The organism is Paenibacillus amylolyticus, from assembly GCF_003719335.1.
GTDB lineage: Bacteria > Bacillota > Bacilli > Paenibacillales > Paenibacillaceae > Paenibacillus > Paenibacillus amylolyticus_D.
The window spans coordinates 441,489-461,646 of record NZ_RIAS01000004.1; the positions used below are offsets into that span (position 1 = coordinate 441,489).

Annotated in this window: 12 protein-coding genes; 3 read left to right on the top strand and 9 right to left on the bottom strand. The window is 48.5% G+C overall.

Annotated elements, in window-relative coordinates; translation table 11 throughout:
- Positions 1 to 173 precede the first annotated feature (173 nt).
- From EC604_RS30485 to EC604_RS10660, 7 genes are all read right to left on the bottom strand, one after another.
- Complete coding sequence (locus EC604_RS30485) at positions 174 to 5,153, bottom strand: S-layer homology domain-containing protein (protein ID WP_240036784.1); 4,980 nt, start codon at positions 5,151 to 5,153, stop codon at positions 174 to 176.
- 210 nt (positions 5,154 to 5,363) lie between these two features.
- Complete coding sequence (locus tag EC604_RS10640; RefSeq protein ID WP_192895082.1) at positions 5,364 to 5,522, bottom strand: hypothetical protein; 159 nt, start codon at positions 5,520 to 5,522, stop codon at positions 5,364 to 5,366.
- 95 nt (positions 5,523 to 5,617) lie between these two features.
- Entirely contained in the window at positions 5,618 to 5,770 is a 153-nt protein-coding gene (locus EC604_RS29890; RefSeq protein ID WP_161556914.1) for a hypothetical protein, read from the bottom strand.
- A gap of 40 nt (positions 5,771 to 5,810) precedes the next feature.
- A complete protein-coding gene (locus tag EC604_RS10645) occupies positions 5,811 to 6,530 on the bottom strand; it encodes a 3-ketoacyl-ACP reductase (protein ID WP_090924125.1) in 720 nt (239 codons plus the stop codon).
- A gap of 83 nt (positions 6,531 to 6,613) precedes the next feature.
- A complete protein-coding gene (locus EC604_RS10650) occupies positions 6,614 to 7,537 on the bottom strand; it encodes a DUF4097 family beta strand repeat-containing protein (RefSeq protein ID WP_123064136.1) in 924 nt (307 codons plus the stop codon).
- Positions 7,534 to 8,145 (bottom strand): HAAS domain-containing protein, encoded by a 612-nt coding sequence (locus tag EC604_RS10655; RefSeq protein ID WP_123064137.1) that lies wholly within the window; start codon positions 8,143 to 8,145, stop codon positions 7,534 to 7,536. Before EC604_RS10655 ends, EC604_RS10650 begins: the two co-directional genes overlap by 4 nt.
- 348 nt (positions 8,146 to 8,493) lie before the next feature.
- A complete protein-coding gene (locus EC604_RS10660; RefSeq protein WP_123064138.1) occupies positions 8,494 to 10,038 on the bottom strand; it encodes an FAD-dependent oxidoreductase in 1,545 nt (514 codons plus the stop codon).
- A 366-nt stretch (positions 10,039 to 10,404) separates the two neighbouring features.
- Between EC604_RS10660 and EC604_RS10665 the strand changes: the two genes are divergently transcribed.
- Both EC604_RS10665 and EC604_RS10670 read left to right on the top strand, forming a co-directional pair.
- On the top strand, positions 10,405 to 13,236 hold the full coding sequence (locus tag EC604_RS10665; RefSeq protein WP_123064139.1) for a glycoside hydrolase family 3 protein: 2,832 nt from the start codon (positions 10,405 to 10,407) through the stop codon (positions 13,234 to 13,236).
- Positions 13,237 to 13,529: 293 nt separating this feature from the next.
- Positions 13,530 to 15,278, top strand: coding sequence for a methyl-accepting chemotaxis protein (locus tag EC604_RS10670; protein WP_123064140.1), 1,749 nt, complete (start codon positions 13,530 to 13,532; stop codon positions 15,276 to 15,278).
- Positions 15,279 to 15,385: 107 nt separating this feature from the next.
- Here EC604_RS10670 and nrdG read toward each other — a convergent pair whose 3' ends face one another.
- The gene (gene nrdG, locus EC604_RS10675; protein WP_123064141.1) at positions 15,386 to 15,895 is read right to left on the bottom strand and encodes an anaerobic ribonucleoside-triphosphate reductase activating protein; all 510 of its coding nucleotides are present in this window, start codon (positions 15,893 to 15,895) and stop codon (positions 15,386 to 15,388) included.
- Positions 15,892 to 17,853 carry an anaerobic ribonucleoside triphosphate reductase gene (locus tag EC604_RS10680; protein ID WP_123064142.1) on the bottom strand — a complete coding sequence of 654 codons (1,962 nt, stop codon included), beginning with the start codon at positions 17,851 to 17,853 and terminating at the stop codon, positions 15,892 to 15,894. Before EC604_RS10680 ends, nrdG begins: the two co-directional genes overlap by 4 nt.
- A 456-nt stretch (positions 17,854 to 18,309) precedes the next feature.
- Here EC604_RS10680 and EC604_RS10685 point away from each other — a divergent pair, with 456 nt between their 5' ends.
- Entirely contained in the window at positions 18,310 to 19,947 is a 1,638-nt protein-coding gene (locus EC604_RS10685; RefSeq protein WP_123064143.1) for an ATP-binding response regulator, read from the top strand.
- Positions 19,948 to 20,158 lie beyond the last annotated feature (211 nt).

Genomic DNA, 20,158 nt, shown 5'->3' on the forward strand with positions numbered 1-20,158 from the left:
AGATGTAAAGTATGATGAGTGCCGTCTGCTTTCGTTAGTACAGATCTAAATCGAACGTATTTACAAAAGCATAAACAGGTGAGGGACATGTGTCCCTCACCTGTTTATGTCATGGTCATCTTTGCGAGCCTTAGCTGTGCAAATCCACAATTCAGTTGCCGTCGTCCCCTTGCTTAAATCAAGCCGGACTTTTGCAATAGTCCCTGAATAATTTTGGCAACCTCAGCTCTAGTAATGTAATCCTTTGGTGCAAGCTCATTGCCGCTTCTTCCTGATACAATGCCAGCCTCTACAGTATCAGCGACACTGCTCAGCGCCCATGCAGACACAGCTGCCGTATCTCCATAAGGACGAAGTATTACGTCTGTCGTTTGAACAGAAAGATTACCTTTGAGACTAGTGACGGCCATGGCTTTGGAGAGGATAACCATTGCCTGTTCCCGTGTAATCCTGTCCATCGGACGGAAAGTACCATCTTCAAAACCACCGATCAAGTGGTAGGCATAAGCAGTATTGACAACGCTGCTGTACCAATCTGTTGATTGTACGTCTGAGAATGGTGTTGCTCCATTTTCCGTCTTGAGTCCCAATGCGCGAACAATGATGGCTGCAAACTCAGCACGGGTAATATCTCGGTCGGGACTGAACATACCATTGCCCGTACCATCGATGACCATCCGTGATCCCATGTCGCCCACTGCTTGTTTTGCCCAATGATTGGCCATATCTTCGAATTCGAGCGGATGGTAGACAAGAGAATACGTGCTATTCGTCAAGCTATTGATTTGCGCGTAATATTTACCGTCAATCACGACAATCTTGGTCGGAACATGACGAATAGTTCCGTCCGTTTCAACAACAATTCCTGTGGTAATCTTACCGGAATCAACACCATCCGGAATCGCAATGGTTCGTTTGACATAGGCATTAAACTTCGATACTTCGACAGTCTTATCTCCGTAGATGCCCTTCACCGTAAAGTTTAACGGCGGTACGACAAGCGTGAACGTTCCCTTGGCTGCCGCATTCTCAACAACTTTCACCATATCTGTTGTAGGTTCGGAGATTTCGATTTGTACCTGGATGTCTTGCAAGGCTACCGACTTGCCGACTTGCTCGGATATGGTATTAATATTGATTTGTTGCGCTGGAATCGTATAGGTCGCACGATCGGTTTTGATCTCAAGAACAGCTTGTTTGTCCTCCATGTTTTTCACCATCTGACCGTTCAGTGAGCCGACGGCCACATGGGATTCGCTGTTTACAAGTATCGCCACCACAGCATTTTGGCCTTCCGCCGTGAGCTTGTCCTCCAGCTTTTTCTGATCAATAAGCACGGTTGTAACGGTTTGACCGTTTCGTTGTGTTCTCGTTATAGTCCCCGCATTCTCCGCTTTACCGTTGACAAATATATCCATTTCCGTAGTCGTTTTCTCCGGGATCGTTGGAGTACTAGACACGGATGGCGTATCGATAGGAACCGTGCTGCCGCCGGATGGCGTTTGCGGAATGACCGCATTCGAATCAGCGGAGGCTGCACTTTTTCCTACACCATTGATCGCTTTCACCCTAAACGTATAGCTCGTTCCATTCGTTAAACCTGTAATCACAATCGGGTTTGCCGCTCCTGTAGTGACTACATTCCCTGGTGAAACGGTTACTTCATACCCCGTAATCGGACTTCCACCGTTCTCGGTTGGAGCTGTAAAGGTAACGGTGGCTTCTCCGTTTCCAGCTACTGCCAAAATATTCGTTGGTGCTGCTGGTACAGTTGCAGGAGTGGCATTTGCCTGATTCGATTCCCCACTCAAGCCTCCCGAGTTACCTGCTTTCACTGTAAAGAAATAGGTCGTGCCGTTTAGCAAGTTTTGTACATTGTAGGTAAAGGAAGTGACGGTAACAACTGAAGCGTTACTAAGCTGACTTGGATCAGTCGCCATATAAAGGTTGTAATACGTTGCTCCCGTTACCGTACTCCAATTTAGCGTAACCTCACCGTTTCCTCCGATAGCCACAAGGTTTTGCGGATTTGCCGGTGCGTTCGGCATGTTCACAACTTGTATCACCGTAAACGTCACATCCGTCATTCGGGTTGCTGATAACGTTATTGTTGCGGTATATGTCCCCGCTGGCAAGCCATCTTTCGCTTTAACCGTAAAGGCTGACGTGGTCGCTCCGTTCATTAATGTTGTACTCGGCTGCGTAATCACAAAATTGCTGGCATGGTTTCCGCTAACCGTAGCCTGCAGATTCGATAAATTGCTTGTACCAGTATTAGTTACATCGATAGTTTTTGTCTCTTGGGTACCCGGAGCGTAACCTTGAGTAAGTGAAGCTAACGTTTGATCCGCAATAGGAGCAATCGTATGGGTAGGTGCGATGTTCACGTTGACCGCAGCGATGTTGCTCGTTGCCGTTGCCGTCTTGGTGCCGCTCACGCTGTTGTTTGTGTTCGTCACGACAGCATAGTAGTAGGTCGTGCCTGTCGGTGTCGTCGGCGCGGCAAAGGTTGTGCCGGTTGCACCTGCGATTGCAGTGCCGCCGTTCGTGCTGTTCGCCGTATTGCTGTACCACTGGTAGGACAGCGTTCCGCCGTCACTTACGTTGGCTGCTACGCTCAAGTTCGGGCTGTTGTCTCCTTCGTTAACCGTGGCGCCCGTCGGCTGGTTATCAATGCCCGGCGTTGCCGCGTTGGTTAGTGCGTTCACGTTGACCGCAGCGATGTTGCTCGTTGCCGTTGCCGTCTTGGTGCCGCTCACGCTGTTGTTTGTGTTCGTCACGACAGCATAGTAGTAGGTCGTGCCTGTCGGTGTCGTCGGCGCGGCAAAGGTTGTGCCGGTTGCACCTGCGATTGCAGTGCCGCCGTTCGTGCTGTTCGCCGTATTGCTGTACCACTGGTAGGACAGTACTCCACCGTCACTTACACTGGCCGCTACGCTCAAGTTCGGGCTGTTGTCTCCTTCGTTAACCGTGGCGCCCGTCGGCTGGTTATCAATGCCCGGAGTAGCCGCGTTGGTCAGTGCGTTCACGTTGACCGCAGCGATGTTGCTCGTTGCCGTTGCCGTCTTGGTGCCGCTCACGCTGTTGTTTGTGTTCGTCACGACAGCATAGTAGTAGGTCGTGCCTGTCGGTGTCGTCGGCGCGGCAAAGGTTGTGCCGGTTGCACCTGCGATTGCAGTGCCGCCGTTCGTGCTGTTCGCCGTATTGCTGTACCACTGGTAGGACAGCGTTCCGCCGTCACTTACGTTGGCTACTACGCTCAAGTTCGGGCTGCTGTCGCCTTCATTTACCGTGGCGCCCGTCGGCTGGTTATCAATGCCCGGCGTTGCCGCATTGGTCACTGTGGCTACTGCTGGTGATTGCAAAATTATTCCGTTTGTCCCAACCATCACATACTTGCTGTTGACGTAGATGGCACCATATAGAGTACTCAAGGTGCCTGACGTGTGGGCCGTCCAGCTCGCTCCGTCAGTGGAGGTCAAGATCGTTCCGCTTACCCCTACCGCCATATACGTACCGTTGGCGTAGCTTACACCACGAAGTTCATTGGTGGTGCCAGACGTTTGATTCGTCCAGCTCACTCCGTCACTGGAGGTCAAGATCGTTCCACTTTGCCCCACCACCATGTACGTGCCGTTGTCGTAGCTGATACCGTAAAGATTTTTCGTGGTGCCTGTCGTCTGGCTCGTCCAGCTCGCTCCGTCACTGGAGGTCAGTATCGTTCCATTTACTCCTATCGCCACATACGTACCATTGCTGTAAGTCATGTTCCATAGATCATTGGTAATACCTGACGAACTGCTTGTCCAATTCAATCCGTCACTAGAGATTAATATGGTTCCACTTGCCCCCGACGCAACATACTTGCCGTTGCCGTAGGTGACGCCATAAAGATGATTCGAAGTACCCGATGTTTGGCTCGTCCAACTCGTTCCGTCATTAGAGGTTAATATCCTTCCACCATAACCCACCGCCACGTAGGTGCCGTTGCCATAGCTGAAGCCGTATAGAGGAAACGAGGTGCCCGACGAGCGGGCCGTCCAGCTCGCTCCGTCACTTGAGGTCACAATCGTCCCCCCATTGCCCACCCCTATATACGTGCCGTTGTCGTAGCTGATACCGAAAAGATGATTCGAGACAACACTTGACAGGGAGCTCGTCCAGCTGGCTCCGTCACTGGAGGTCACAATCGTTCCACCATTACCCACCGCCATATACGTGCCGTTGTCGTAGCTGATGCCAACAAGACTATTCGTGGTTCCCGACATGCGGGTCATCCAGCTCACTCCGTCACTTGAGGTCACGATCGTTCCACCTATCCCAACCGCCACATACGTGCCGTTGCCGTAGATTAAGCCAACAAGATTATTTGTGGTGCCCGATGTGCGGCTTGTCCAGTTCGTTCCGTCGCTGGAAGTCAAGATTTTTCCACTTAACCCCACCACTACGTACGTGCCGTTGGCGTAGCTTACACCGTATAGGCCAGTAGTGGTGCCCGACGAGCGGCTCGTCCAACTCGCTCCGTCACTGGAGGTTAAGATCGTTCCAACGGCCCCCACCGCCATATACGTGCCATTGAAGTAGTTGACGGCAAAAAGAAATTGGGTGGTGCCTGAGGCCTGGCTCGTCCAGCTCACTCCGTCACCAGAGGTCAAGATTGTTCCATTTGCACCTACCGCCATATACGCGCCGTTGATGTAATTGACTGTACGAAGATCATTCGTGGTGCCAGAATCGCGGATTATCCAGCTCATTCCGTCACTGGAGGTCAATATCCTTCCACCTTGTCCCACCGCCACATATGTGCCGTTGCTATAGGCAACACCATTTAATTGAGTTGCGGTGCCCGCTGTGCGGGTCATCCAGTTCACTCCGTCACTGGAGGTCAACACCGTTCCACTTGTTCCAACCGCTACATACATGCCGTTGCCGTATGTCACACCAATCATATTTTGTCCGATGGATCGGATGTACCAATTATCAAGGGAACTCGTTATAGGTGCTGCATTTGCTACTTGTCCCCAATTGATCGGCATAAATGTGCTAAACAGCAACAAAAACGACAATTTTAGCCGAACGATTTTTAAAGCTACTTGTTTCCAATCAGAGAAATTCGTACTGAATTTTTTTGCCTGTGCTCCTTGATTCGACAATTTCCATCTTCCTTCCCCAAGTCTCTATACTTTAGCTCGCTTGACCATATCACATTATTCTGAACAAATTCTGAGCAACAAAAAAAGCCCCAGCCTATAGGCTGGGACCTTTCTGTTGTTATTGGAGGTGAGGGGAGCCTGACCTCTGTCCGAAGATATTGATACGTAAGCTTTAAGGGATGTAGTCACAGTTATAATGTCACTCGAGTATCAGTATTGAGCCAAAATAGGATTAGCCCAAGCAGGGATGAGATCTACACGATAGATTAATTGCTCTTTCATGATTTCCGCTACAATAATAGGCTCGTATGTATTATCAATGATGACAACTCGATCTGCAGTGGTTAGAGCTGGTGTAAGGTTCTTCAATGATTCACCATATCGATAACGGATATCCTCTTCAGCAATCTAATGACCATTCTGCCCCGTTGGTTCCAGCAAACACAGTCATAACTGGTTTGGTCTTACTCATGATATTCAAACTCCTGACGTTTCCCAGCAGAGTCATATCTAATTTTGAATTTTTTACCTTCAGCATCTTCACGAATGCGTTTGTTATCCTTTCTATAATAAACACAAAAACCACCAACCAAAATGCTGGTTGATGGTGTCTTCATTGCATGCCTCAATTCATTGGTGGAAACCTTCACTCACATCTTACTGTGGATTGGTTGTCCAGATCCCTGCGGCTTTGACGAATACGCGGTCAGACAGCTTGAGTGTGGCCAGCGCCAGTTCGGCTACATCTTCGGCTTGCATCATGCGATCCTCGTCTCCGATTTTGAGTCCGGCATTCACAGCCAGTTCCGTATTCACGGTGCTTGGTGTCAACGCGGTTACACGAATGTTGGATTTGCGAACTTCCTGCATTAAGGATTCCGTCATGCCAAGCAATGCGAATTTGGACGCACAGTAGGCTGAACCTGTAGCGAATCCGCGCTCACCTGCCGTTGAAGCAATGTTAATGATGCTGCCGCTGCTTTCCTTGATCATGCTTGGAAGAATGGCGCGAGTTACATAGTATGTACCCATGACATTCACATGCAGGATGCGTTCCCACTCTTCAGGATCCATCTCTAACAGTGTACCGAAACTTCCAATTCCGGCATTGTTAATGAGGATATCTACCGCTCCAAGCTCCATCTCAATAGCTGCTACCGCTGCTTCAGCTTGAGAGCGATCCGAGATGTCTGCTGCAGCACTCGTTACTTTCACGCCATATTGCTGGCTTAAAGACTCTTGAAGAGCTTGCAGATCGGAAGCTGTGCGGGCGATCAGTCCAAGATGTACGCCTTCTTTGGCAAGGGCTTCCGCGATGGCACGTCCAATACCTTTACCGGCGCCAGTAATGATGGCTGTTTTATTTTTAAGTTCCATAGGAATATTCCTCCTCAGCATTTGGGTTAGCACTTGATTATACTATACTTTACCCAATGATCGGAAATATGCTTCATCACACGTTAGCGCGGTTGGGTGATTCGAATGCTACCAGAGGTCGTGCGTGCCTGGATCACATCCTGACTTATGCCTGGTGACTCCGGTATATTAACATCGCCCGAAGTAGCCTTGGCCTCATAAATCCCATCAAAATCAGGCGCAGCTTGAATAGATATATCCCCCGATGTCCCTGATACCTGAATAGGCGCTGCGTGAGATTGCTGGATATCAATACTGCCGGATGTGAATTCAACATTAGCCTCACCATTCAATTGTGCAATTTCCACATCTCCTGATTGAATCACGCTGTTTACTTTTCCATCGATTCGTGTTGCCGTGAAGCTTCCTGATGTCTGTTCTACGGCTAAATCGCCTTGGATAGCAGAAGCAGCAATGTCCCCTGAGGTCAGTGACAATTCAATGCGAGGAACCTGAATATCACGCAATACGATGGAGCCTGAGGTGCTTTTCATCTCCAAGTGTTCAGCATTTAGCCCAGTTATATCCCAATCCGCTGAGCTAGAGTGTAATGTGACATCATTCAAGGGATATCCTTTTGGCAAAGCCACGATTATTCTTGAATCTTGTTCCCCCCAGTTCCAATTAAAAGAGAACAACTTCAGACGGTTGTGTTTTTGCAGCGCCAGCTGGAATGTTCCATCAGTAAAACTTGCCTCCTCGAAACTTTGAATAACCTCAGGATCCCACTTTCCATCCACTTCGATATACGCATTGTTATCTGGACTAACGATGAATTCAATATCCGCATTAAAGTTACCATCCAGCTGAATATTTTGCAGATCATCTTGCAGTCCCCCGGTGTTGAGTTCCCACCGCTTGCTGTAGGCTTCCCTTTCATCCTTGAACTGAAAACCATAGACCGATGTTCCAAGTAAACCTATTCCAATGCAGACGAGAGCAAGTGCTATCCATTTTTTGGTGCTCATGCAGAAACATCCCCTTTCATCACGTTTACATTCCACCGAATATAGCGAAGTGTCACATTCTTAAATGCAATAAAGACAAATTTGGAGGCAAGGGCAAACAGAATGCCGATACCGAGCAGCCCAATGGCAACGAAAACTTCTGTTGTTTCAAGGTGATTCAGATACAGATAGTCGAAGGCAGCAGCGACAGGAGCCAGAGCAAGTAAGGATAGACTTGCAATCGTAAGCCACACGGACCAGAGGCTAAGACCGATCGGAATCATGAGTGCAAGGTTAAGGAAGATCAGACCGATGCATACAAAAAAGTTCCGCGTAGCCCGATTGTGATTAACAGGTGGTTTCATCTCTCTGAACGATGGTGCATCGAAGGGAACTCTACCTCTATCGGATGTGTCAGAGTATGCGTTAGCGTTATACCGTTCACCGAGTACTTTACGTGCAATCTCCTCCGGGTGGCCGAGCTCCCGTGCAATGTCTTCCTCCGATTTGCCTTCACGTAACCCTAGCGTAAACTTGTGGGCATAACCTGCAAGTAGTTCAGCACGTTCCAGCCGGTCCATCGGACGTAAAACCAATTCCATAGCTTGCATAAATTGTTGTCTATTCATCTTGTGTTCCTTTCGAAGCCTTATTTTAAACTGGATGTTTACATTCACATCGTTCCCTGCTCTTGGTTCTGTTCTAAAATCATTCGTATGTATGGTTTTAGTGCAGTACTAGTGGACTCATCCACGCATTCAGTATTGATGTAATGTGAGATCGTGTTATAACCTACTTCTATATCAGCATACAGAAAAACCGGCTCGGCTGCTTCCGTCTGGAGACGGATACCGATCCGGTCTATGAGATGAGATGTATGTCAGGGAACTCTACGTACGTTCACACATGGAGTTCAGAAATACATCTTCTGTGCATCTGGTAGGGCTTATATGCTACATGGTTTACTTCTACTGTATTTACTGCTCCTGCACATCCAGGATGGGCAAGTCTTCGACCGCAGGCCCTTCAATGACATGTCCTTCATAATTAAACCGGGAGCCGTGACACGGGCAGTCCCAGGAACGTTCCCCATTATTCCACTCCACTTCGCATCCCAAGTGGGTGCATGTCGTGTCCACCAGGAACAGCTTACCGCTGGTGTCCTTATAGGCACCAGCCCTTTTACCGTTATGACGCACGACTGCGCCCTCGTCGTTGCCAAGCTCGTTTACATTTTTGTGCACGATGCCGACTTTGCCTGCAATTAACTCCTTCGCAACATTGACGTTCTCTACGATAAAGTGTTTGAAACTCGGGTCTGCCTTGAATCTTGCCGGATCAAATACTTCTGCGTGCGGATTATCTCTGCCGGTAATTCGGTCTGCCAGCAGATGTCCAGCCATCGTGCCTGTGGTCATGCCCCATTTGGCAAAGCCTGTAGCGACATATATCCGTTCATGCCTTCCGGTGATCGGCCCGATGTAGGGCACTTTATCTATCGAGATCAGATCCTGGGCAGACCAGCGAAACGGGATATTGCGAATCCCAAACGTCTCGGACGCATACTTTTCCAGACGCTCGTAGTGGCCAAAGGTACAGATGCCTTGTCCGGTTTTATGATTTTCTCCGCCGAACAGAATATGCTCTTTACCATTATGGATAACAGCACGAAGAGAACGGGCTGGATCATCATCGGAGATGTACATGCCGCCTGCATAGGGCTTCTCGGGTTCAACCATCACCGCATAGGAGCGTTCAGCATGAAGTCGCGTAAAGTAAAAACCGGGATCGTATACGGGAAAATGGGAAGCGACAACGATATGCTCTGCCGTCACGAATGAACCGCCATAGGTTCGGATTTTCAGAGAGGTTTCTTCTTCCACGTCCGTTACCGTCGTATGTTCATAGACACGAACCCCTTGCTTCACAGCTGAAGCAAGCAGGTAATGCAGGTAAGCTAAAGGGTCGAAACGTGCTTGTCCAGGCATACGAATGCCTGCTCTGGAGGGGACAGGAATCGGAAGGGGGTCTACCCATTCACCAGGGATGTTGAGTTTACCATAAGCGGTCAGCTCGACCTCCAGCTTTTTGATATTGTCTTCGGATTGAATATAGACATAGGCATCTTCATCAGCCCACTGACAATCGATCTGCTTTTCCTTGACTAGACTGCGCATCCAGCTCGCTGCATTTGCATTCCCTTCATAGTACATCCGTGCCTGCTCATGTCCGAAGTGATGCATGATTTCATCATAGATGACGCCGTGCTGTGCAGATACTTTGGCTGTTGTATGTCCGGTTGTGCCGTCCAGCACTTTTCCGGCTTCAAGCAAAACCACACTCAGACCAGACTGGGCCAGCAAGTACGCTGTTGTAATGCCAGCGATCCCGGCTCCGATAATTGCTACATCAGCTGTAGTATCTTCTGTTAACTTCGGATAAGATTCGAATGTATTCGCGGCACGCCACAGAGATTCGGGTACCTGCGGCAAGTTGGTCTTCAACTGCTCATTGTTATTCATGGAATGGTTTCCTCCTAGATCATGATCACAGCATAATAGGGGACGTTCAGAAGCTGAGTCCCTGTACTTCTATTCAGGATTGCCAGAGTATGCCAGAAAAAAACGAGCAGCCGCTTATTTTAAGAAAGGAAGAGGAACATTTTCTTGAAATGCCCCTCTGTTTTTTTATATCAGAATGTTTTATAGTAGGATTATCGAAACCGTTTTAGATTTATGGTTTATATTTTTTGAAATATATATATATCGTGATTTATAAAGGTTTCTTACTTATTTTGGAGAGAAAATTCAGAAGTTATGGACCACTTCCACGAATTAAAATGTATTCGCTATCATAATTCTACACTATACATTAAAGGGAGATTAGATATGACAACTCATCAAACGAAATATCCGTTTCAAGATACAACAATGGCACTTAACGATCGAGTGAAGGACCTTGTGTCCCGCTTGACGGACGATGAAAAAATTGAATCCATGCTGCAATACCAGCCAGCCGTAGAACGCCTGGGTGTTGCTGCTTACAAACATGGAACGGAAGCTGCTCACGGCTTGGCATGGCTTGGTGAAGCTACCTCATTCCCACAGCCTGTAGGGCTGGCATGTACGTGGGATACAGACCTGATGAAAGAGATCGGCTCCGTTATCGGAGACGAGGCGCGTGTATTTTATAAACGCAATCCTGCCGTCAACGGTCTTACACTCTGGGCACCCACGGTGGATATGGAACGTGACCCGCGCTGGGGACGAAATGAAGAGGCGTATGGTGAGGACCCGGAACTGACTGCAGAGTTGACAACCGCACTGGTCAAAGGCATTCAGGGCGACCATCCCAAGTATTACAAGGCCGTAGCGACGCTCAAACACTTCCTAGGCAACAACAACGAAGTGGATCGTGGCAACGGTTCATCCAGCATTGATCCACGCAATATGCGCGAATATTATTTGAAAGCATTTGAAAAGCCATTCAAGCAAGGCGGAGCACAGTCGATGATGACAGCGTACAACTCGATTAATGGCACGCCGGCTCTACTGCATCCTTTTGTGAACGAGATCGTCAAAGGTGAATGGGGGATGGACGGATTTATCGTCAGTGATGCGGGCGACGTGATGGGCATCAAGAATGATCATAAGTATTATGATTCACACACACCGGGTACGGTAGAGTCGGTCAAAGCAGGTATTGACAGCATCACCGATGATGCCGAACTGTCCAAACAAGCGCTTCGTGAAGGGCTGGAGCAGGGGCTCCTGACCATGGAAGATATCGACAAAGCTTTGTTCAATACATTCCGTGTGAGATTCCGTCTAGGTGAATTTGATCCGGAAGAAGGCAATCCGTACGCTGCAATTGGCGAGGAATCCATGATGACGGAGAAGGCCAAAGCACTTTCTCTCCGGGCGGCAAGAGAGCAAGTGGTACTGCTCAAAAACGATAAAGGCACCCTTCCATTAGACAAAACAAAAGCAGGAAAAGTAGCTGTGATTGGTCAGCTCGGCGGAACGGTCTATCGGGATTGGTATGCGGGTACGCTACCCTACAGCATCACGCCTCTGGAAGCCATTCGCGGCAAAGTGGGCAGTGATAATGTTACCTTCAAAGATGGTGACGATCGCATCACGCTGACATCTGCAGCAAGTGGCCAAAAGCTGGGCCTAACCAGAGCGGAAGGCTCATCTGAGATGGCAGTGAAAGCTTCAGAAGAAGCCGAGATATTCCGGGTGACGGATTGGGGGTTTGGCAGTTACACGTTGCAGGCGGAGAGTAACGGCAAATACCTGACCACAGATGAAGAGTCTGTCACAGCTTCGGCTAATGAAGTATACGGCTGGTTTGTCAAAGAAGTATTTCATCTGTTGCCACAGGCGGATGGTCGTGTGGGGCTTACCACATGGAATGGTAAAACCGTGACGGCATCGAACGATGGTCATGATGCACTCAAGGTGACCGAAGAGTTGAAAACGTTCGGTGTTGCAGAGCTATTCGAGCAAAATGTCGCATCCAGTGGGATTGACGAAGCTGTTGCTGTAGCCAAAGAAGCCGAGACAGCGATTGTATTTGTCGGTAACAACCCGCTTGTTAACGGCAAAGAAGAAGTGGATCGCCCAAGTCTGGAGCTGGCTGAATCACAGCTTCAACTGGTAAAGGCTGTATATGAGGCTAACCCGAGCACCATAGTGGTGATTGTAGGAAGTTATCCATTTACCTGCAACTGGGTTCAGGAGAATATTCCAGCCGTCCTGTATACGTCACACGCCGGACAGGAGCTGGGGAACGCAGTAGCTGACGTATTGTACGGAGATTATGCACCTGCGGGCCGTCTGAACATGACCTGGGTGCAATCGGAAGATCAACTGCCTGATATCCGGGATTATGACATTATCCAAGCGGGTCGCACGTATCAATATTTTGAAGGAAATGTGTTATATCCGTTCGGACATGGTCTGACCTATGCTTCATTTAAATACAGCAATCTGGAGGTTAGTCCTGCACAAGCAGGAAAAGACGACCGCGTTGCCATTCGTGTGGATGTGACGAATACTAGTTCAATCGCCAGTGACGAGGTCGTGCAGTTGTATGTGCGCGCAGGCAAGTCACGAGTGAAACGTCCACTCAAAACGCTAAAAGCATTCCGACGTCTTCATATTGAAGCTGGAGCAACAGCAACCGTTCATTTTGACCTGCCTGTTCAGGAGCTGGCCATCTGGGATGTTACTCGTGATCGCTATGTAGTGGAGGAGGGCATCTATTCGATTATGGCAGCCAAATCTTCCTCGGATGTGCAGTTGGTCGCGGATCTAAAAATAGATGGAGAGACCATACCTGCTCGTGACCTGAGTGTGACTACACGCGCCGAGAACTATGATGCTTATCAGAGTGTGGAACTGGATGAGTGCAAAGAGGGCGGCACAGCTGTCCGTGTCATAGGGGAGCAGGGGTGGATCGTCTTTAAAGATGCCGACCTCGGCAACGGGGCCACTGCTTTTGTGGCACGTCTATCCTCAGAACAGCAGGGAGGTGTGCTGGAGGTGAGATTGGGTGCGCCAGATGGTATAATCGCAGGACGTGTAGAACTGGCACAAGGCGGTGCCCAGCGGTGGTCTACGGTACAGGTTGAACTGACAGGCGCATCAGGAGTGCAGGATGTCTTCCTGGTGTTACCTGCGGGCGCCCGTGTTCGTCATTTTGAAGTTCGTTAACCTTCAGGATGGAATAAGAAGAGGTTAGGAATAGGTTAAGAATAGAGTGAGAAGTCACTAATCTTCTTCTATTCCTACTCTTTATACGTATGAGGTCAACCCGTTTTTGCGGGTGGGCCTTTTTTGATTTTTACATAATCCCCATTCATAAATAACAATTATATAACGATATATACTATATAGTTTCATATCATATGCTATAGGCATAGGTGGAGAAAGGAATCGAACCCGAACGCATTCTTTATCAGGACGGATATGTAAGCTAGAAAAGTAAAGGAAAAGGGGAATCTCCAATGTTACGCTACTTCCGCAATCGAAGTTTAGTTTTCACCAGTTCTGTCCTGATTGCCATCATTTTGTTTGTAATGATCATCCTGATGAGTGTGTTGAATTTCAAACAAAGTCAGCAGGCTTACTACGAAGAAATCAATCAGGTAGGTAAGGCGCTGTCCAATCAGCTTCAGCTCAACCATAAATGGGTAGAACAAGCGAATCAGCAACTGGAGGCTTCACCTAACCCAACATCTCCCGAACTGACGTCATTGAAAGAACAACTCGATGCGATGACAGGCGTTGCCTCCATTGCAAACGCCTATATATTCAAATCGGATATTATTGAACGTGATGGGAAACAGATCTTAACTGGGTTGCAAGTCAATCAGGCTCTCTATGAAATGGATATGGTTCCCGGTGTCGAATATGAAATTCCAGATATAGTTCAAGATACATATGATCATGTATTCCAGAACGGAACCGCTCTTACAGAATCTTACACGGATACTGCTGGGACGTGGGTGACCTATCTAAGCACGATTAAAGATGATACGGGTAAGACGATTGCTATTTTTGGTCTGGATTTGGACGCAGCCCAAGTCAAGCAGGATCAGATGTGGATGTTTTTGTACAGTCTGGGGAGTGGATTTGCCATTGCAATCATCATGATTCTGGTTATGGTCATTCTGGCTCGAATTGTACTTCGACCATTACAGAAACTGGCAGACGTATCGAAGCAGGCAGCCGAGGGTAATCTGACCGTCAGCCTGGATGTACGCAATAACAATGAGATCGGCCAAACTGCCAACGCATTTAATCATATGCTTGGGGGTCTACAGCAACTGATTACAGGCATTCAGTCCACTTCTGCGAGTGTGACCCGCTCAGCTGCGGATCTTCAGATGAGTTCAGAACGTACCACTGAAGCTTCACAAGAGATTACCGAATCGATGCTGCAGGTGTCCTCCGGGGCAGAACAGCAACGACAATCCACGAATGAATGCCAGGAATCCATTGGCGAAATGGTCATTGGCATCAAACGAATTGCTGATTCATCTCAGGTGGTTGCTGAACTGGCTTCGGATACAACCGATCTCGCTAGCCGAGGCGAGGCAGATATTACAACGATGGTCGATCAGATGCAGAAGATTGAACTTAACATGTCAGGCACGGTTGTCGTTCTCCATGATCTTCAACAACTGAACGGCAGCATCGGTGGAATCATGTCCATGATTCGGGATATTGCGGATCAGACGAGCCTGCTTGCGCTGAATGCTTCCATTGAGGCAGCTAGAGCAGGGGAGACAGGAAGAGGCTTTGCCGTGGTTGCACAAGAGATTCAGAAGCTTTCGGCTCGCTCCAAAGAGTCTTCCGATCAGATCGACCAGATCTTGCAAGGTATTCTGAATCATACGGAGAAGGCAGTGACCTCCATTGAAGAGTCGGTGGATGTCGCTAAACAAGGAGCAGAGACATCCGTCGTAACGGCAGAAACTTTCCGCCAGATCGTCGAATCTATTCAAAAGGTATCGGGACAAGTCTACGAAGTATCTGCCGCCTCCGAGCAAATGTCAGCCAGCAGTGATCAGATTGCAGCTTCCCTGGAACAGCTGGGTACCGTGGCCACGGATTCATCCGACAATGCGAACAAGGCCCGTGCTTCTTCGGAAGAACAACTGGCGCTGATGGAAGAAGTATCAAGCCTCTCTCACGAGCTGAGAAGTTTGGCTTACGAACTGAATCAGGTCATCCAAAGGTTTCAGGTATAACGAGGGTTAGTGAAGCAGGCTCTGAACATGCGAACAGCAGCAGAGGCTGCTTTACTTTTTGGTGTTCACTTTATTGCTCGTTTTTTCTGTATACAATAAAAACATCGTTACACTGCACCGAGATGCAATGTAACGATGTTTCCAGATGCCTGAGTGGCCCGTACATCGATCAAACGCTGATTACGGCTTCCACGGAAGGGCAGAGATACATCGCGCTCTGCCGCAACGTATCGTCCGTCAATAATTACGTCACACAGCTGCGCAAGCGCGGCTCTCTCCGGGTCGGTAATGAGTTCTTCGTAATCAAACCCCGTGTACGCCCATACTGTCAGATCCGGACGGGCATCCCGAAACTGGCGTACCCACCGAGTACATGCTGCTGCTGAGAAAAAGGGGTCACCCCCGCATAACGTCACGCCATCCAGCAGCGGATGGTTCGTGACCTCCTGCAAAATCTGCTGCTGCCACTCTTCTGTAAAGGGTTCACCTGCGCGGAAACTCCAAGAATCCGGGCTGAAGCAGCCCGGACATGCGTGGCGGCATCCGCTGATAAACAGCACAGCACGCAGGCCGGTTCCTTCATTGACCGACTCGGGAATGTAACCAAACAGATTCACCGGTGTTTCACCCGATCCCGCACTTCGGCCTGCTTCGCAGCATTGAAGCGTACCTTGTAATCTCCTGTCAGATAACCGGTTACACGGCGCAAGCGCTGGAAGTGAACCTCATTTTCGTGAACTTCACATTCTGGGCAGGTATCACCGATGGCCCCCTCATACCCGCATTCAGGGCAGCGATCAATCGGATGGTTAATCGAGAAGTAACCGATATCCTGTGCCAGCGCGTACTGTACGATACGCATAAAGGCTGCTGTATTCGCCCGTACATTGCCGTCAAGTTCAACATAAGAGATGGCTCCCGCATTACACAGAGCGTGAAATGGAGCTTCCAGTTCGATCTTACGGTAGGCTGGAAGGTTATAATAGACCGGAATATGGAATGAGTTCGTATAATATTCCCGCTCATTTACACCGGAGATGGGCCCGTACCGTGCCCGGTCTAATTTGGTGAATTTGCCGGATAGACCTTCAGCAGGTGTAGCAAAGAGCGTAACGTTCAGGTTATGCAACTCACTCATCCGATCACAGAACGCTCTCATCGTGCGAATCACATGCAGCGCCTCGCGATGCACATGCATATCTTGTCCATGATGGCGCCCATACATAGCAGTCATACATTCGGCGAGTCCGATAAATCCAAGAGACAACGTGCCGTGTTTCAACAGATCGGCAACCGGCTCATCCGGTTCCAGCTTCTCTCCGCCTTCCCATACCCCCTCACGCATCATGAAGTCCGATGATTTGGCAGGCTGTTTTTTCTGAATGGCATACCGATGAAGTAAACCATCCACAGCGTTGTGCATGATTTTATCCAGAGCCACATAGAATCCTTCCCGATCCGCGACAGCCCGCTGATTTTGGCAAATGCCAAACCGAATCCCGAGCTTCACCAGATTGACGGTATTGAAGGACAGATTTCCTTTACCACTCTGCCGATTTCGTCCAAACCGATCCGCAAGGGTACGTGTGCGGCAGCCCATCGTCGCAATGATCGTGTCCGGGTCTTCCGGATGATAAAAAGGTAAATTAAACGTTGCATCCACATTGACAAAGTTAGGGTACATGCGCCGCGAAGAACAGGTTACCGCCAGGCGGAATAAGTCATAGTTCGGGTCGCCCTGGGCCTGATTAACCCCTTGCTTGCACTGAAAAATATGCTGTGGAAATACAGGCGTTTCCCCATGTCCAAGGCCACGAATCGTTGCTTCCAGCAGGGAGCGGGACACAAGACGACCCTCAGCTGATGTACACATGCCATAGTTCAGCGATGTAAAGGGAATCTGTCCGCCCGCCCGACTGCTCATCGTATTCAGGTTATGTATAAGAGATTCGGCAGCTTGTCCTGTTTCCAGCTCCGTCTCTTCATATGCAAAAGCAAATGCATGTGGGCAATGCTGCTTCGCTTCGGTGCTGTCCAGATGCAGCTGCTCGTCCGTGAGCAAAGCCTGTTCATTAAAAAGCCGCTGCCCTTTGCGGAAATGTTTTATGAATGAACGCTGCACATAAGGTGCGAGATCCCAGTCGATTTTGTTGGCAGATACGCCGCCGTACTGGCTGTTTTGCTGCGACTGAAAGATGATTGCGACCAGAGCCATCGCAGACATAATCGTCTGTGGTGTGCGAACCGATCCATTCCCCGTATTGAAGCCGGAAGCCAGCAATCGATCGAATGGAATAAAAATGCAGTTGGTTGTTCCGAGGGCATACTGATCCAGATCGTGCACATACAGATCGCCATTCTCCACCGCATCTGCAAGCGCTTCTGGCAATACATGACGCATGGCATGCCATTTGGCTGTCTCCGATCCGAGCCTGCTCATCTTGCCGCTGAAGGAATCTCCATTCAGATTTGCATTCTCCCTCAGCGTATCAGCGTCTTCTGCGCCAATAATACGTCTTCCCAGGTCAGATAACAGATCGGTTGCCGGTGGTGCGGCATGCTCTAGCATAGTCATGTAAACGTGCCTCCTAAATGATTTTTGAATAGATTATAATTGGATTAATATATGAGATATATACTACATGTAGATTGATATTATCCATTTATAAACTATATGTGGTTTTTTGGGTGTGATTATGATCACACCCCCTGTGAGGAAGAAGAGCGTCTTCCGGGATTTGGCGCGGGTTTAAGGTTCCCAAATGTCAAACAGAGGCGTATAATTTCTACTTACCCTGCAAGTATAAACTTACAAGACAGATATCGTGGATCGAAGCGTTTTTTCAGATCTGTTCGGTGAGAAAAGAGGTTACAGGCACCAGGATGATTCTCTTGTACTTCTGTGGTGTTAAACATATAAGTATAGTTTGTGACAATCGTTCGGATTCCCCGGCAGACCCCTGCATGTGAATTAACATTCTGATCGGTGAATTTAATATAGCAGCCAAGACAAACAAAGAGGGGTTGGATCATGGGGACGGTAGAAGGCGTTAACCAAGGCTTCTATGAAAATATTGAAGAAGCAGCGTCCCACATTGTGGACGTATTAAGTGGCATATTAAGAGTGAATACCATCTTCGTAGCTACGAATGATGGAGTGACCAATTTCATTCTGGAAGCCTTCAACCGCAAGGAAGAATTGATTGTCAAAGGGACTGCACTTCCGTTTATGGAATCTTACTGCAGCCTGGTCTTGAGAGACAATAACAGTGTCGTCACCATTTCGGAGACCACCGGGCATTCTGTGACACGATTAATGGATGTCACGGGTGGATTGGGAAATCGATTTTTCGTGGGAGTACCTATTGTACGTAGAACAGGTGAAGCCTTCGGAACGATATGCATAATGGACGATCCAGGATATAAGATCAGTGAAACCGATATGAAGACGCTGAAAGCCATGGCTGTATTTCTGGGATACGTTGTCGACTTGGAGAGTGCGTTGCACGTTCAGGAGCAGAGACTTAGCGATTCAGAACAGCTACAAGAGAAATTACAGGCGGAGAAGGAACGTGCTGAATCCGAGGCCATGACCAAGACACAAATGCTCAAACTGATGAGTCATGAGATTCGTAATCCGCTGAACGGCATTTTGGGATTAACGGATCTGATGCGGACACCCGATATGTCGGAGGAACAAGCTGAGTATGTGAATATGATTGAAACGAGCGGTAATATTCTGCTTTCACTGCTCAACAACATGATGAACTTTAACATCAATGAGGCAGGGAAAACAGTTATTCATGATGATCCCTTTGATTTGGTCAGCACCATTGAGAACACCGTCTATCTCTATGCCGGAACAGCCGCAAGCAAAAAGATAGAACTGGGATTAAACCTGAATCTGAATGTATCGCAAGTTTTCATTGGTGATGAGATCAAGATTGGCCAGATGTTGGGCCATGTAATGCAATACGCAATAGATTCGACTCGGGAAGGTGCTGTGCTGGTGACAGCAGAGATGAGGGGCGAGGAAACAGAGGATACAAGTCGTCTCTTGCTACGGGTTAGATACACGGGGCAGCTGTTATCCGAAAACCGTTTGCGGACCTCTACTGCCAAACTGGACACGATCAGTACGGAGAAACTGATTGGCAGCAATCTCGGGCTAGCAGTCAGCCAGAATCTGGCCATTCTGATGCATGGTCGTATTCAGGTGAACAGTCCGCAAGGTGACGAAACAGAGTTCCAGATCTCATTGCCATTACGTAGATATTGGGATTTGCCGCAAATCACAAGTGTGCAACAACGTTTGAAAGCCAAAAAAGTGCTGCTCGCCAAAGATCCTGATATTTTGCAGGGGGTATCCTCCTTGATGCGAAGATGGGAGATGGATGTGTGCATGACTTCGGGTTCAGCTACCGCATATGAGTGGATCGAGGAAGGTTACAAGCCGGATGTGGCTGTTGTAGATCTGGGCTTGCGTGAGGGCATTACAGTCGATTTCGTGATTGCGCTGAAACAGCAGATTGAAGCCTTGCCTGTCATTGTGCTCGTTCCATATGGGATGCATATGGATATTCAGCAGACGGAGGTCTTTGATGCCGTGCTGACAAAGCCAGTTCGGCAGACTGAGCTTTTAAATGCACTGAGTATTATTTTGCCATAAAAATTTGTCCATGATCTGTATATGTCACCTAAGCTAATCCCCTTATTGAATTTTAGAAGAACATGCTTTCTGTTGAAGTTAAAAAGAGGCATGTTTCTATTCGAGTTAAGAAGATGAATATCTCTACCAAGGTTACCAAAGGCACATCACATCGCGGTGTGCCTTTTTTGCGTATTTTCCCGAGATTCTATTTATATGTCTTTCCATTTGT

Bases quoted from the DNA above. Each gene is read 5' to 3' on its own strand.
- EC604_RS29890 (WP_161556914.1), bottom strand. From the start codon at position 5,770: ATGAAGACACCATCAACCAGCATTTTGGTTGGTGGTTTTTGTGTTTAT.
- EC604_RS10645 (WP_090924125.1), bottom strand. From the start codon at position 6,530: ATGGAACTTAAAAATAAAACAGCCATCATTACTGGCGCCGGTAAAGGT.
- EC604_RS10650 (WP_123064136.1), bottom strand. From the start codon at position 7,537: ATGAGCACCAAAAAATGGATAGCACTTGCTCTCGTCTGCATTGGAATA.
- EC604_RS10655 (WP_123064137.1), bottom strand. From the start codon at position 8,145: ATGAATAGACAACAATTTATGCAAGCTATGGAATTGGTTTTACGTCCG.
- EC604_RS10660 (WP_123064138.1), bottom strand. From the start codon at position 10,038: ATGAATAACAATGAGCAGTTGAAGACCAACTTGCCGCAGGTACCCGAA.
- EC604_RS10665 (WP_123064139.1), top strand. From the start codon at position 10,405: ATGACAACTCATCAAACGAAATATCCGTTTCAAGATACAACAATGGCA.
- EC604_RS10670 (WP_123064140.1), top strand. From the start codon at position 13,530: ATGTTACGCTACTTCCGCAATCGAAGTTTAGTTTTCACCAGTTCTGTC.
- EC604_RS10680 (WP_123064142.1), bottom strand. From the start codon at position 17,853: ATGACTATGCTAGAGCATGCCGCACCACCGGCAACCGATCTGTTATCT.
- EC604_RS10685 (WP_123064143.1), top strand. From the start codon at position 18,310: ATGGGGACGGTAGAAGGCGTTAACCAAGGCTTCTATGAAAATATTGAA.